The organism is Vibrio sp. 1874 (genome assembly GCF_033344395.1).
Classification (GTDB): Bacteria; Pseudomonadota; Gammaproteobacteria; order Enterobacterales; family Vibrionaceae; genus Vibrio; species Vibrio alginolyticus.
Map to the genome: position 1 here is coordinate 16662 of NZ_JAWPOR010000020.1, position 14785 is coordinate 31446.

Here is a 14785-nt window from a genome sequence, read left to right on the forward strand (position 1 = left end):
ACATAAAAAAGACCGCTCTTGAGCGGTCTTTTCATTTCATCTGCTTTAGGCTTGCTGTTGGTATTTCATCTTGCCTGAATCAAACAGCGCAATCGCCATCCCCGACAGTAGCCCAACTAAGTGAGCGGTGTTTGCAATCGCCATAAATGGCTGCACAAAACCAAGAACTAACCATACCAACATAAAGACGATGATTGGCTTGGGTAGCGTAAGGCCTAAATGTGGCAAGCGGTAACCCAATATCCACAAATAACCAAGCAGTGCATAGACCACGCCAGACAAGCCGCCGAAGTTAGCCCCTTCAACATAGAACTGGCCTGCCCCTGAAAACGCTGCCGACACCACAAAGAGTTGCAATAGCTTACCGGAACCGAGACGACGTTCGATGTCGCCACCCAACTGCCACCACCATAGTAAGTTAAACACGATGTGAGTTACTGAAAAGTGCAGTAACGCATGACTTAGCCATCGCCACACTTGCCATTGTTGCCCCTCAAAAGCCGGGAAGTGCAACAACTTAAACACGCCATTGCCAAAGCCAAACATTTGTAACAAGTAGATGATGATACAGACTGTCATGATCAGCAAAGTCATGGGGCCAGCTTTCGCTTTGACCATGCTCATGATACTCGGGCTGGAATAATGAAATGTGCTCTTACGAGTATCGGCAACGTCCCACGAGGCGGCGCTGTATTTTGAATCAGACGGGTTAGCAAGGAACAGCTTAAGTTCGGCTTCCGCTTCTATTTCATGCTGGCTATCAGTCAGCCACAGCGCAAATTGCCCATCCCCTTCTGGCATCATTTCGATGTCAATTTGGCGAGAGGCCATATAATCAATAAAGGCTTGCGCCATACGTGGATTATTTAACGTTACCAATCTCTTCATTAACTTCTCACTATCGGTAGTTCTGCTCGATGCCAGGCTTCAAAGCCACCATCTACACTGTACACCTGTTCAAAGCCTTGGTTAACCAAATATTGCGCCGCACCTTGGCTACTAATGCCGTGGTAACACATCACTAAAATAGGTTGTTCGAACTCCACTTCATCCATAAACGCAACGATCGTATCGTTAGTTAAGTGATACGCGGACTCCGCATGCGCAACGGCAAACGATTGAGGGTCACGGATATCTACAAGCTTCGCATCACCCTGCTCGAGCAGCGCTTGCGCACCTTGTACATCGATATGCTTAAACTGATCCATTTACTTTCTCATTGTCTTATTAATATACCCAAGCAACCTCGAACCTAATGTACTAATCAGCACCCGTGGTACAGCATAAAATCCATATTTGAAGCTGCTTGGGTATACTGCCGCTATTGTAACCTATCCAACGGCAAACTTAGACACATGGATAATCAGGGTTTTCAAAAGTGTACACATTCCAACCATTTGTGGATAAAGCTGTGAATTGCGTTGATAAAGTGTATTTGGATCTTTTGATCCACAATATGTAGTGATGATCCTGATCTAACTGTGTGTATATCTATAACTATCCCCAGATGGAAAAGTGCTTGAATCCCTTATTTTGTCCGGGTTTCGAACAGTTGATAAATAATTACTTCACAGAGTTATACACAGGTAGCACATAAAATCCGGATCGCAAACGCTATCGATTTTCGATCGACAATAAAAAAGCCGAGATCACATGATCTCGGCCTTCTATGAAAATCTTACTTTCAATTAGCAGTGGAAATTAAAATTCACCCACGGCCAATTTTAGTTTCTTCATTGCATTTTTTTCTAGCTGGCGAATACGCTCGGCAGAAACACCGAACTCATCAGCTAAGTCTTGCAATGTTGCTTTCTCATCATCTAACCAACGAGAACGCACGATGCGCTGACTACGCTCATCCAAACTCGCTAATGCATGACCCAAGCGATTGTTGGTATGCATTTCCCAGTTGGCGGCTTCAATGTTGTCGGCCACATCAGACGATTTGTCTTCTAGGTATAGCATCGGCGCTGTGTAAGCGTTTGAGCTATCGTCTTCATCTGTTGGCATATCAAAGGTTGAATCCACCGCCGCTAAGCGTGATTCCATCTCGCGAACTTCAGAAGGCTCAACACCTAACTCGCGCGCAACGGTTTCCACTTCACCGTTGTTAAACCAACCTAAGCGCTTTTTCGACTTACGCAGGTTGAAGAACAATTTACGTTGCGCTTTAGTGGTCGCAATTTTCACGATACGCCAGTTACGTAGCACGTATTCGTGGATCTCTGCTTTGATCCAGTGGACAGCGAAAGAAACCAAGCGAACCCCTACTTCTGGGTTAAAACGCTTAACGGCTTTCATTAGACCGATGTTACCCTCTTGCACAAGATCCGCCATTGGCAAACCGTAGCCAGAGTAACCACGAGCAACGTGAACAACGAATCGTAGGTGCGAGAGAATTAGACCTTTTGCAGCCTCAATCTCACCTTTATAGTGTAATCGTTCTGCCAGCTCACGCTCTTCGTCTGCAGTCAGCATTGGGTAGCTGTTTACTGAGCGAATATAGCTATCAAGGCTATCTTGCGTGACTAGAGCCATCGGATACGCTTCTTTTGTCATTCAATTCCTCATCAATCTCTGATCTGGAGCATTACATTGCAATTTAGCTTCGATATCTTGAACTCAAAATGAACAAGTTTCAAGAAGGGGAAGCAATTATCCATAAACATTTGGTCTAAGCAAGGGTTCAAAATTAGCTAGTGCTAATGAAATCCAAGTAATAAGACCGCCATCACTTAAACTGGTTCAATTTCTTTTAAATGTCGTTGCGCAGAAAAACGCGCCGCAATACATCCCAAAAGACTCCCAATGATGATTAATAACAAAGATTCATCCCAACTTAGACCAATCAGGCGGAACTGGCTATCGTACAACGCAGCAAGGTCTTCCACCGCACTATTCATGACAATGGTCACTAAAGCCGTTACCAACCACGCAATAGTGGCACCTAACACGCCAAACCACATGCCTGTGTACAAGTAAGGGCGCAGAATAAAACTGTCCGTCGCACCGATCAGTTTCATGGTTTGAATCTCTTCTTTATTCGCCAGCACATTAAATCGCAATGTATTGCCAACGATTAAAAATACCGCACCGAGCATCAGTACTGTCAGGGTAATGACAATAATACTCGCGAGAGTTTTGATGGCATCAAGACGCGCCAGCCAGTCTTCGTCAAGTCTCACGTCGGTCACATCTTGTTGCTCTCGAACGTCTTTGGCTAATGACTGAATATCACTTTTTAGCTCCGAATCTGGCGTAATCACCAACACACCAGGTAGCGCATAGCCACTTAAAAGACTGATAGCTTGGTCGAACCCTGCATATTGGCTTAAATCAGATAGACCTTGTTGCGGTGAAATATATTCTACCTCTTTTACCAAAGGCCAAGTTTCAATTTGATCTTTGAGAACCATCACTCGCGCATCCGGCATGCCTTCAACTAAGTAAGCACTAACTTGTGAAGGAGAAGCGACATCTTCCGCTGCCCCCGCAACGTTTTTCCCCAATAGATACAAACAAGCTGGCATGGCAAGTGCCATCGAGATGACCGCTAGGGTCAGAATGTTGCCTAGTGGTCGTTGCCATAAGGCGCTAAAAGAGGATTTAGCTTGTTTTGCGTGGACAGAGAAAAAACCATCGGTATTCGCACGCTTGGCACTACGGCCTTTCCCCTTCTTTTGGGAGTGCTTGTTACCTGCCATAGTCTTCTACCTCACTTAGGAAGCCTTGGTTCAATTCAAAATGACGATACTGTGGGCGAGTGTTTACTAACCCCACATCGTGCGTGGCAAGTAGGATAGTCACGCCCGCACGGTTAAATTCTTCGAATAGACGCAACACACGGTTGGATAATTCTGGGTCAAGGTTACCCGTAGGCTCATCAGCCACCAGCAACGTTGGTCGATTAACCACAGCACGGGCAATACCGACGCGCTGTTGCTCACCACCAGAAAGTTGACTAGGTAGACAACGAGCTTTATCGAGTAAGCCCGTTTTATCTAACGCCGCAGAAACACGGCGTTTGATTTCGTTTTCAGAAATCGATTCGATACGCATTGGCAGAGCGACATTGTCGTACACACTGCGATCCATCAATAGGCGATGATCTTGAAAAACAATCCCAATATTGCGGCGCAAAAAAGGGATGTCTTTGCTTGGAATACGCGTGATGTCGTGACCATTAAAATGGATTTTGCCATCGGTTGGTCGCTCTATCGCGCAGATCAATTTCAGCAAGGTACTTTTACCAGCCCCGGAATGTCCGCCTAAAAACGCCATTTCACCGCGCCTCAGGTGAAAATCGACTTTTTGCAGTGCTTGTCGACCACCTCGGTAAGCTTTGCTTACTTGCTGAAATTTGATCACCGTTGATTTCCTCTAACTCTTTTTATTCTTCACGACTAAACAGTGCGTCAATAAACTCTTGAGTTTCAAATGGACGCAAGTCTTCGATACCTTCACCCACACCAATGTAACGAATTGGAATACCGAACTGATCAGCGATAGCGAAAATTACGCCGCCCTTGGCTGTACCATCCAGCTTAGTCAAAGTAATCCCGGTTAGAGGGGCAACATCACTGAAAAGTTTCGCTTGGCTAATGGCATTTTGTCCTGTACCTGCATCAAGCGTTAGCATGATCTCATGTGGTGCAGAGTCATCAATTTTCTTCATCACACGTACAATCTTACGCAGCTCTTCCATTAGGTTCGCTTTGTTCTGTAGACGACCTGCTGTATCAGCAATCACCACATCCACACCACGTGCTTTTGCCGCTTCAATCGCATCATAGATAACAGAGGCACTGTCTGCGCCAGTATGTTGAGCAATCACAGGAACATTATTACGTTCACCCCACACTTGTAACTGCTCAACCGCTGCGGCACGGAAAGTATCGCCCGCTGCAAGCATCACTTTTTTGCCTTGAGTTTGGAACTGCTTCGCTAGCTTACCGATGGTCGTGGTTTTACCCACGCCATTTACACCCACCATCAAGATGACGTAAGGCGTTTTGTTGCTATCGATTTCTAGTGGCTGTTCGACTTTAGAAAGAATCTCAGCCATTTCTTCTTTCAACAAACCATAAAGGGCTTCGCCGTCTTTCAGATCGCCACGTGTGGCTTTTTCTGTCAGGTTGTTGATAATTTTTGTTGTGGTATTCATGCCCACATCAGCAATAAGAAGTTGCTCTTCTAGCTCTTCAAATAAGTCCTCATCGATTTTCTTACCGCTGAACAGACCGAAGAAGCCAGCACCAATATTTGCTTTTGTTCGGCTTAGGCTGCGTTTAAGACGAGCAAAAAAGCTTTCTGTTGGCTTTTCTTGTTCTTGAACACGAGGCGCGGCCGATACGACTTCTGGCTCTTCTGCTTCTGCTTCTGCTTCTGCTTCTGCTTCTGCTTCTGCTGGGGCAGCCTCTGATTGTTTCGCTTCTTCTTCAAGTTCTGGCGTTGCTTCCGCTTGCTCAGCAACCGCTTCGGTTTGCTGCTCTTCAGAAGGCGCTTCCACTGCTTCTTCTTTTACTGTTTCTTCAGTTTTTGGTTTTGGGCTTTGTTCTTCGTCACCAAAACCTAGCCACGAAAGTAATCCGCGCTTCTTTTTTTCCGTCATCTGGGGCTATCCTAGATTGTTCTTTTATCTATTAATGACTCTTTTTTGACAAGATTATTATCTGTCTAAAAAAGGCTAATGACAAAGTTCTGAAAACTTTCCGATTAGGTAATTCTAATCTTATTAGTGTTACACTCTGTCATCTTGAATATTCTGGGCTGTATCCAAGCTCCAAGCTCATTGCTTGGGCGATTAGATATAGTATCACTTTATTAGCGGTCAAAAAATCTATGGTAAGACGTCGCCAGCAAAACTCATCACAAAAAAAGCCAACAACGGGCTTTGTTCGCATTATTAGTGGCTTATGGAGAGGCAGAAAACTTCCTGTACACGATGCTGAAGGCTTACGCCCCACGACAGATCGCGTCAAAGAAACGCTGTTTAACTGGTTAGCTCAAGATGTACCACAGGCAAAATGTCTCGACTTGTTTGCTGGCTCTGGCGGCTTGGGATTTGAGTCAGCTTCGCGCCAAGCAGAGCAAGTGACCATGGTTGAGCTAAACCCACAAGCTTTCCAACAATTACAAAAGAATGTTGCCTCTCTTAACGCGAACAACATCCAAGTGGTAAATACCGACGCACTGAGTTTTTTGAAGCAACCGGGTTCTGCTCACCATGTGGTGTTTATTGACCCACCGTTTCGCAAAGGCCTATTGGATGAGACCGTGGCTCTGCTAGAACAAAATGGCTGGCTCGCGGAAGATGCGATGATTTATATTGAAACAGAAAAAGAACTCAATATTGCCGACTTACCAGAAAACTGGCAATTACATCGAGAAAAAACAGCAGGCCAAGTGAGCTATCGTCTGTACGAACGTACCTCCGCATAACGCCTCGATTTAAAAGGACACTTAAATGAAAGCACTAATTATGCTGGCCAAAGCGGCTATCGCCTTTGTTTGGTTAGTATTAATCCTAAATATTTTTATGCCCTTTCCCGGCAATGCCGCGATTGCGCTATACATCATGACCGCTTTTTTGTTCATCATGCACGGTTTACAAATGGCCATCTTCATTGGTGCATTTGGCGACAAAATAAAAATGAGCAGTTGGGAAAAATATTCAATCCTGATTTTTGGTATTTTTGCCCTACTCGATATTCGTCGTAAACACATGATGTAATCGCTCAGATACGAAAAAGCCGCTCTTGTGAGCGGCTTTTTTTCTGCGTTTCGTTCGTCACCCAATGTAACTTTTTACACCATCCAAGAACATTTGAGTGGAGATCATCACCAGTAACAAGCCCATTAAGCGTTCTACCGCCTTCAAGCCACGTTCACCCAACAAGCGATTAAAGAAGCCATAAAACATCAGTATAAAAAATGTTGCGCCCCACGCAATTACGACTGATGCTGACATTTCCAACATTTTCTCTGGATGTTGCGAAGACAGTAAAAGCAAGGCTGCAATCACTGAAGGGCCCGCGATCATAGGAATGGCCATCGGAACAATAAAGGGCTCCTCGCCTGCTGCCAGTCCAGTGATGCTGCCAGCACTCGGGAAAATCATCTTAATCGCAATAATGAAGAGAATAATGCCACCTGAAATGCTGAGCGTTTCTGGCTGGACATGCAAAAAACTTAAGATGCTTTGTCCTGCAAACAGAAACAACATCAAAATCAGTAAGGCAAACAGTAGTTCACGAATCAATACCTTACGACGACGCTTGGGATCGATATGTTTGAGAATAGACAACACAATCGGCAAGTTACCGAGAGGGTCCATGATTAGAAACAGCATGGTCGCTGCAGAAAGAATGTCCATATTCTGGCCTCACCTAAAAAATGGCGGCCAGTGTATAGCAAACTGACAACATGAGTATATGACTGAGGGCGAAAACACCATATTCACCCTCGATCTTAGCCGCCGTTTAGTGATTGCAAACTCGCGCCATATTGACCACAAACTTACCTTCAAGCTCACGAATTTTGTCGCGCTTGAGCAAAAATGCTAGTAATGCATCTAAGTCTAGATCATTCAGTTTACAGGTGTGAAAGCGAACGCTAGCACCAAAGTGCTGTGTGAGGGCTTCGCGATCCATTGGTGTTTCTCTAAGTAGGTTTAGCAGCTCGTGAGCATGGATTTCACTCATTATTGACTCCAGTTATTAAGAACAATGCGTTCAGTTTACTGAAATCCTCAAGAGCTGCTTTGACTTAAATTAGTAAATGATTGAGGCAACAATGAGGGCATGAGCAAAAAAGTAACTGCCACTCACCCACAAATAGGCGTGTTTCATCGGTTTTCGATAACCGTGTATCGCGTATGCCAGCGCCGAATAGATCAGAACTAAGGTTCCGCTAAAACCGATAGCATTGGCGTAACTCGGCACTTGTAACCAAACTTCACCGGCTGCCCAAGCAAGTTGAACCAGCATCATCCCCATGATCACAACAGGGAATACCAGAGAGTCGAGTTGAGGTAGCAACAAAAAGAACGCCACGATACTCGCTGCAAGCAGCAGGGCCAACAGCCACCAGACAATCTCACCATTAAGCTGCACCCAAAATGACTTGCTGTAGCATACCTGGGCAACCAGATAAGCCGTAAAATAGATTAGCTTACGAGTTTTAAACGAGTGCAGCGTATCTGCCACCATAGACACAATAAGCCCACCCGCAATCCAGTAGGTATATGTTGCGGATGCACCTTGAGTTAACACCAACACAAGAAGAAGTAGCAGAGTAAAGATTTTAAACACGAGGGATTGTGTCGGGTTAGCTTGCTTTGCTCCCAACACGGAATACACACCTGATAGCCCTATCGCCAGCCAACTCCACATGCAGTATACACCTTTTACTTAAACTCGCCGCTAGTCTAGGTAGACCAGTTTTGATGTAAAGACACAATCTACGAAAGTTGGATCTCGCTAGCGATTCGAAACATTTTGTAACCCTCAGCCTACGTAATAATAAAGCCGATGAGCCTGAATGATGCCACTAAACATTGGGGCCAAGCTTTGCTCATCAGCCGAACCCATCAAATCACACGACACAATAACCAGCGCTTTCTAAAACTATTTAACTGAAAAACAGATAAGTGCTCCAGGTAAGCCGCCATTTCACAAACTGACGATTAAACCACCAGGATGTATGTAATGCAGGCAACAAGAATAAATAACAGACACAAAATAGAAAATAGTCTAAGTAGCGTTCTAAGAGAGGAGGAACTACTGATGATTAGGGGTAAAAACTAAGAAAACTGACCTTAATTCAGTAAAAAAAACATCAGACAAGAAAAGTAAGTCAATGATAAATAAAATCATAATTTCAATAACAGATAAAAGTGCGGACTTCATAAACCATAAAATCACTAAACACTTTTGAAGCCCATATTTTCTCATAAGGTAAGAAAATCTCACTCCATGCTTTCGATTTGACGATGCAACCTCATAGCACATTTTTTAATTTTCTCAATTTTTGAGAAATACAGACAAAATAAAGACCCAACATACCATTCGAAGCAAAAAACAATTACAAAGCCAACACCACAAACCATTTAACATTATAAAATCAAACACTTAAAACCAAAAAGGATAAAAACAAAACAATGTGAACACTTTAAATACAGGACAAAAAACATAGTTTCATTAGTCAGAATCACGTAAAACCAGACAAGTTAAGTGTGGTTTTTGAAAAGATTAACGAGCATATGTTGATCAAACCCCAAAAACAGTGCTATATTAAATTCATCGAGTTCATCAAAGATTAAGGGGTAGTGTTATGATTTCATCTTCTCAAAAACAAGGGCTGGTTATGATTGCAGTGGTTGTGGGTTTAATGACACTGCCAATGATGTACTAACCCAATGATTTAAAATAAAAAAGGACGCAAATGCGTCCTTTTTTATTTATCTGTATTGCTCTACTGAATGTGCTTAGACAAAATATCCCAGTGCATATAGTAGAAACCAAGAGCGGCCAGCGTAATCAACGTCATTAGCAAAATTGCTGTACGCCAAATAAAGCGAGAGCTTCTTGGTGTCAGCTCTTTTTCACAAGCATCACATGCCGCCATAAAGCCTTTACGATCATCCAGCTTGTAATCGTCTTCGTGCACCACTTTATTACGCACTGTCGCGATGAATCGAAGCTTTGCTATCACGTCATGCGGTAAACGTTCTTCACAACTATTAATAAGTTGGTGCAACCCTTTCCCTTCTGCATGGTACTGAGTACGCAAAAGTTTTTCGATCGTTCGGGTACGCATGACTACTTTTTCAATATCTGACATCGTAACCCTCCTTACCAGACCCTTCCTATGTTCATTATTTTTATTCTTCTATAAATTTAGAGCTTTTTCGAGCCGTTAAGTGCAATTTTACTTTCAATTTGTGCCCTTGAGCTCATATAGCCAGACAAGTGAAAGCTGCTTAGTTCAGCTTTAGTGACGTAGCTTACAGATGAAGCAACAATTTCATCGCGTCCCCATTGAGATAAACCGTGAAGTGCGCCGAATAAAATTCATGTCCCTTTCATTAGATTATGAATAAGTTACCTCAACTCATCGTTTCGTCAGCGAGTTCTGTAGAATGGGACCCGATAAAACATTGGAGGTTAATATGCCAATCTCACTTATTTTCGCCCTATTCGCCCTTATTGCCTTGGGCGCGTGGGTGTTTTTCCGTTTTTATAGTAAGCACTATGTGGGCGAAGACGCTCCAGAGCAAAGCGCGCAGGTAACGGTTTTAGATAAACAAGCGATAGACATACCAAACGCACCACCAGGTCAAGACGATCAAGAGTATTGGATTTACGTTCAACGTGGTTCTATCGGTCCAAAGCGTGAATTCCAAATTGGAGTGCATTACTACCATGCACTCAACCCTGGAGATAAGGGAACACTGACCTATCGCGGCAACAAGTTCCTTCACTTCGCTATCAAACGTTAAGGCAGTAACCAACGAGTCTTGGCAGAACGAGAAAAGAGATAGCTCATCGCCAAGGCTCCAGATCCACTTAGAACGATCCAGACTGGAATCACCCACGCAGGATGTCCTGTGTACCAACCGAACTCTTTCATCGGCCATAAGAAAATAGGGTGAAGTAAGTAAATCCCTAAGCTGTGCTGACTGATCACACTAACCACTTTTTGTACTTTTGGTGATAAACCTTCACCGAAGTAACGCCCGATCATAAAAATCATCGAAGCCGCTAGAATCACATTCAGTGTTTTATAAGAGAGCCAGCGCCCAACCGTATACTTCTCCGCCTCTAAGCTATTTGTCACAACCATCGTAAAGGTCACTGCCAACGCCACGAGTCCTAGCCCAACAAATAAGGTCACCATAGAGCGATTCGAAGGTACCTTTTGAAATAAAACATACCCCAGTGGAAGGTAACCCATATAAAGCCACATCTGATTACTCCAAGGGCCATCAATCTTGAACAAGAACAGTGTGCTGGTGAAAAGCCAAAATGCGAGATAGGTATACAAGACGTTGTCATCCACGTTGCGTACCATCCATTGAAACAGCGGAATCACAAAATACAGTGGTATAAAGTAATAGAAAAAGCCGAGATGGTAATACGTTGCGTGGAATGGGCTATTGCTTAATACCTCTTTTACGGTTTCAAAATCAAAGCCTTGAGAAGTCCAGCCTGAAAGGTATGCATAAAACATCGACCAAATAAGAAATGGAACTAAAACTTTGCCCAAACGCCTTTTGATATAATACTTACCGTCAAATGGTCGAGTGTCACTGAGCATTAGCGCTCCGGTGATCAAAATAAAAACTGGCACTGCCCAGCGGGTTACGCTATTCACGCCTACCGCTGTCAGCCATTGGTCAAATGGAATCACTCCTAACTCATTTCGATACGGTGCCAAGACGTGAATGGCGATCACTGCTACCGCTGCGAAGCAGCGCAATAAATCAAAAAACAGAACCCTTTCTCTCATACCTTTCCCTACTTTGAGTCGCTTATCGTTTATAGCATAGGGTAAATCTCAACCAGTGAAATGGTTAACAATCTGTTTTTGCTTATTTTTAACTCAACAATGACCTACAACGGGGATTTCATCACCACTCTAATCACTTAACGAGAACCAAAAACCAAGCATCAGTATTCACTCTCCATGCCAAACCGACACAATCTGATTACACCAAACGGCGCATAAGAAACAAAAATGGCTCCGATTTGGAGCCATTTATACCATCTACAGATAGCGATACTGGGGATAGTTACGCAGTAGCAACATCAGCTTTTGGCAACTTAATTGAAATCAGCGTCGTCAGTGCCAAGAAAGCAAAAGAAACCCATAAGCACGCCGCAAGACCAGCCTCTTGGTAGATCCAACCCGATAATACCGTGCCAATCAAACGTCCCATCGCATTGGCCATGTAATAAAAACCGACATCCAACGAGACGCCATCGCCTTTAGCGTAGCTCACTATCAAGTACGAGTGCAGCGAAGAGTTAATGGCAAACACAGCGCCAAAAATCATCAAACCTACCACAATCACCAATTCAGGCTGCCAACCGATTTGCACACCATAAGCAATACCAGCCGTAATTAACGCTAGGACTCCTGCCCACACCAATGCTGCACTACCATCAGGCACACGACCTTGCGCTTTGCCAGTAATACGCGGCGCAATGCCTTGCACAAACCCATAAGCAATGACCCACGCAGCGAGAAAGCTACCAACCCACAAGTGATCCCAGCCAAACACGCTACCAAGATAAATAGGCAGAGCAACGACAAACCACACATCACGAGCACCGAATAAGAACATGCGAGCTGCGGATAAAATGTTTATCGATTCAGACTTGGAGAATATTTGGCGAAACTTAGGTTTACTCTTTGCTTTACCCATGTCCGCTTCTAGCCAGATCATGCTGCAAACAAACACTAATGTAAGTACACCCGCCATAATAAACATCGAGTTTTGAAAACCCACCCAAGACAGCAGCAAGCCGCCAACAAAAAAGCCCGCTCCTTTGAGTGCATTCTTCGAGCCAGTCAAAATCGCTACCCATTTGTAGAGCGCACCTTGCTGTTCGTCTGGTACTAGCGTTTTAATCGCGCTCTTAGCACTCATTTTGTTCAGATCTTTGGCAATCCCCGACAGAGCTTGCGCTGCCATCACCCAAGGGATGGTCAGCCATGCATTTGGTACTGCGAGCATCAGCAACGCAAACACTTGCATCGCTAAACCAATGTTCATGGTTTTATTTAGGCCTAACCTTGCGCCCAACCAACCACCAACCAGGTTTGTCACCACACCAAAAAATTCATAGAAAAGAAACAGTGAGGCAATAGCTAACGTGGAATAACCTAAGTCATGAAAATAGAGCACCACCAGCATACGCAGTGCGCCATCGGTCACCGTAAAGTTCCAATAGTTAAACGTCACTAACATGTACTGACGAATACTTTTGCTTAATTGAGAAATCATATTGACCTCATATGTACAGCGATAGAAGCATTTAGATCATCATGTTCTAAATACTTCCTAACCTGTACAGCAACATTGACCAATACAATGTTGCTGTGATTTTCAAAAAATGCCCCAACATCAATAAAAAGCAAAATACACCTTAAAAACAATGCATTAGTTAATATTAATGGCTTTTCTTGTAAACAGTCGTATCCTGAAGAAGCTCGAATTTAGCTTTTGGATCATAATGAACCAAAAGCTATTTAAGCTGATCAAGCGTCTTGAGCCACGCGTTCGATGTACTCAACTTGCACAGGTTTTGTAAATGCACCAGGGCGCAATGCCTGCACTTCTCGCACGATATCTTCTAACTGCCATTCCTTTTCTAGGAGTAGGTGAGCAGCGAACAAACCTGTGCGCCCCGAACCACCCATGCAATGCATCGCAACTTTGCCACCTTGAGCAAGAATCGCGTGCAGTTCCGGACTGGCTTGTTGCCACTTCGTCGCAAATTCTTCATTTGGTGCGCAGTCGTCTTCAATCTCGATCTGGAACCATTTCATACCCAGTTGCTGAGTGGCTTCACCCAATGCAGAGACATTCTTCGCAGCTAATTCACTATCATCTAATGCAGTAACGACCGCTTGAACACCCTGCTCTTTCAACTGTTCTAACGACGCATGCAAATCGACACCTTTCGTTCCTGGGCACGGTGTTAAGATTAAAGCACCGGAGTCCAAATCTAATTGCCATGTAGGATGAGACATTGTGACCCCCTTTTAAGCCAAACCAACGTTACGAACCAGCTCTGCTGTGCGCGTTGCATAACCCATTTCGTTATCGTACCAAGCGTAAATCTTAACCATACGAGAACCCACAACCATGGTTGATTGCGCATCAACGATGGTTGAACGTTGGTCGCCTTTATAATCGATAGAAACTAAAGGACGCTCTTCGAAGCCAAGGATGCCTTTCAAATCACCTTCAGATGCTTCTTTTAACAGTGCATTCACTTCTTCTGCGGTGGTATCACGCTTCACATCAAAAATGATGTCTGTTAACGATGCGTTTGCTAGAGGTACGCGAACCGCATGACCATTAATTTTGTCTTTTAATTCTGGGAAAATTTCGACAATCGCCTTCGCGCTACCCGTCGTAGTCGGGATAAGGCTCATGCCGCATGCTCTTGCACGGCGTAGATCTTTGTGTGGCGCATCCAAAATAGTTTGCGTATTCGTCAGGTCGTGAATGGTCGTAAAAGAAGATTGTTCGATACCCAATTTCTCATGAATGACTTTAACCACAGGTGCGATACAGTTAGTCGTACACGAAGCTGCTGTCACGATACGATGTTTTTCAGGGTCGAAAATATGGTCGTTCACGCCCACCACAATGTTCGCGATACCTTCTTCTTTCACAGGTGCGCTTACCACGACACGTTTCACGCCTTGCTCTAGGTATTTGTTTAGGAATGATGTTTTGCGATGTACGCCTGTCGCTTCAATCACAACATCACAATCAGACCAGTTCACCGCATCGATATCGCGTTGTTGAGTCGTGGCGACACGCTTGCCGTTGATGACGAGCTCACTGCCTTCGACCTGAACTCCATGATGCCAACGACCTTGCACTGAATCGAATTCTAATAAGTGACCAAGCGTAGCGGCGTCACCTGCGACATCGTTGATTAACACAAACTCCAATTCTGGCCAATCAAATGCCGCTCGCAGCGCTAAGCGACCAATTCGGCCAAAGCCATTAATTCCTACTTTAATTGTCATAGTTTTACCC

The 14785-nt window shown here is 44.2% G+C and carries 17 protein-coding genes; 3 read left to right on the forward strand and 14 right to left on the reverse strand.

The genetic code is table 11. From position 1 onward, the window contains the following. Positions 1 to 45 precede the first annotated feature (45 nt). From glpG to ftsY, 6 genes are all read right to left on the reverse strand, one after another. Entirely contained in the window at positions 46 to 888 is an 843-nt protein-coding gene (gene glpG, locus R8N46_RS21710) for a rhomboid family intramembrane serine protease GlpG (RefSeq protein ID WP_025768168.1), read from the reverse strand. Beyond that, positions 888 to 1208, reverse strand: a complete 321-nt coding sequence (glpE, locus tag R8N46_RS21715) for a thiosulfate sulfurtransferase GlpE (protein WP_005378691.1) — start codon at positions 1206 to 1208, stop codon at positions 888 to 890. The genes glpG and glpE overlap by 1 nt, the downstream gene beginning before the upstream one ends. 493 nt (positions 1209 to 1701) lie before the next feature. After that, positions 1702 to 2559, reverse strand: a complete 858-nt coding sequence (gene rpoH / locus R8N46_RS21720) for an RNA polymerase sigma factor RpoH (RefSeq protein WP_005378693.1) — start codon at positions 2557 to 2559, stop codon at positions 1702 to 1704. A 176-nt stretch (positions 2560 to 2735) separates the two neighbouring features. Continuing rightward, on the reverse strand, positions 2736 to 3704 hold the full coding sequence (gene ftsX, locus R8N46_RS21725; RefSeq protein ID WP_005378695.1) for a permease-like cell division protein FtsX: 969 nt from the start codon (positions 3702 to 3704) through the stop codon (positions 2736 to 2738). Continuing rightward, positions 3694 to 4368: a cell division ATP-binding protein FtsE gene (gene ftsE / locus R8N46_RS21730; RefSeq protein ID WP_005393800.1), complete on the reverse strand. Its 675-nt coding sequence runs from the start codon at positions 4366 to 4368 to the stop codon at positions 3694 to 3696. The genes ftsX and ftsE overlap by 11 nt, the downstream gene beginning before the upstream one ends. Positions 4369 to 4390: 22 nt before the next feature. Continuing rightward, positions 4391 to 5611, reverse strand: a complete 1221-nt coding sequence (gene ftsY, locus R8N46_RS21735; protein ID WP_064368850.1) for a signal recognition particle-docking protein FtsY — start codon at positions 5609 to 5611, stop codon at positions 4391 to 4393. 230 nt (positions 5612 to 5841) lie between these two features. Here ftsY and rsmD point away from each other — a divergent pair, with 230 nt between their 5' ends. Continuing rightward, the gene (gene rsmD / locus R8N46_RS21740; RefSeq protein WP_005378702.1) at positions 5842 to 6441 is read left to right on the forward strand and encodes a 16S rRNA (guanine(966)-N(2))-methyltransferase RsmD; all 600 of its coding nucleotides are present in this window, start codon (positions 5842 to 5844) and stop codon (positions 6439 to 6441) included. Between the two features lie 25 nt (positions 6442 to 6466). After that, positions 6467 to 6733: a DUF1145 domain-containing protein gene (locus tag R8N46_RS21745; RefSeq protein ID WP_005378704.1), complete on the forward strand. Its 267-nt coding sequence runs from the start codon at positions 6467 to 6469 to the stop codon at positions 6731 to 6733. Between the two features lie 57 nt (positions 6734 to 6790). On the opposite strand, the gene R8N46_RS21750 is transcribed toward R8N46_RS21745, so the two are convergent. The 4 genes from R8N46_RS21750 to R8N46_RS21765 form a co-directional block, all read right to left on the reverse strand. Continuing rightward, entirely contained in the window at positions 6791 to 7375 is a 585-nt protein-coding gene (locus tag R8N46_RS21750) for a YhgN family NAAT transporter (protein ID WP_005389671.1), read from the reverse strand. 106 nt (positions 7376 to 7481) lie between these two features. After that, a complete protein-coding gene (locus R8N46_RS21755; RefSeq protein WP_005378711.1) occupies positions 7482 to 7703 on the reverse strand; it encodes a YecH family metal-binding protein in 222 nt (73 codons plus the stop codon). A gap of 69 nt (positions 7704 to 7772) precedes the next feature. Beyond that, positions 7773 to 8393 carry a lysoplasmalogenase gene (locus R8N46_RS21760; protein ID WP_005389670.1) on the reverse strand — a complete coding sequence of 207 codons (621 nt, stop codon included), beginning with the start codon at positions 8391 to 8393 and terminating at the stop codon, positions 7773 to 7775. Between the two features lie 1081 nt (positions 8394 to 9474). Continuing rightward, on the reverse strand, positions 9475 to 9843 hold the full coding sequence (locus R8N46_RS21765) for a hypothetical protein (protein WP_005378717.1): 369 nt from the start codon (positions 9841 to 9843) through the stop codon (positions 9475 to 9477). A gap of 328 nt (positions 9844 to 10171) precedes the next feature. Here R8N46_RS21765 and R8N46_RS21770 point away from each other — a divergent pair, with 328 nt between their 5' ends. Continuing rightward, on the forward strand, positions 10172 to 10501 hold the full coding sequence (locus tag R8N46_RS21770; RefSeq protein ID WP_005378719.1) for a DUF2500 domain-containing protein: 330 nt from the start codon (positions 10172 to 10174) through the stop codon (positions 10499 to 10501). Here the strand turns inward: R8N46_RS21770 and R8N46_RS21775 are convergent. The 4 genes from R8N46_RS21775 to R8N46_RS21790 all read right to left on the reverse strand — a co-directional run bounded on the left by R8N46_RS21775 (position 10498) and on the right by R8N46_RS21790 (position 14775). Continuing rightward, a complete protein-coding gene (locus R8N46_RS21775) occupies positions 10498 to 11511 on the reverse strand; it encodes an acyltransferase (RefSeq protein WP_176311204.1) in 1014 nt (337 codons plus the stop codon). The genes R8N46_RS21770 and R8N46_RS21775 overlap by 4 nt on opposite strands. 283 nt (positions 11512 to 11794) lie before the next feature. Next, the gene (gene arsJ / locus R8N46_RS21780; RefSeq protein WP_054575539.1) at positions 11795 to 13012 is read right to left on the reverse strand and encodes an organoarsenical effux MFS transporter ArsJ; all 1218 of its coding nucleotides are present in this window, start codon (positions 13010 to 13012) and stop codon (positions 11795 to 11797) included. A gap of 254 nt (positions 13013 to 13266) precedes the next feature. Next, a complete protein-coding gene (locus R8N46_RS21785) occupies positions 13267 to 13761 on the reverse strand; it encodes a cyclin-dependent kinase inhibitor 3 family protein (RefSeq protein WP_005383629.1) in 495 nt (164 codons plus the stop codon). 12 nt (positions 13762 to 13773) lie between these two features. Beyond that, complete coding sequence (locus tag R8N46_RS21790; protein WP_005383630.1) at positions 13774 to 14775, reverse strand: ArsJ-associated glyceraldehyde-3-phosphate dehydrogenase; 1002 nt, start codon at positions 14773 to 14775, stop codon at positions 13774 to 13776. Positions 14776 to 14785 lie beyond the last annotated feature (10 nt).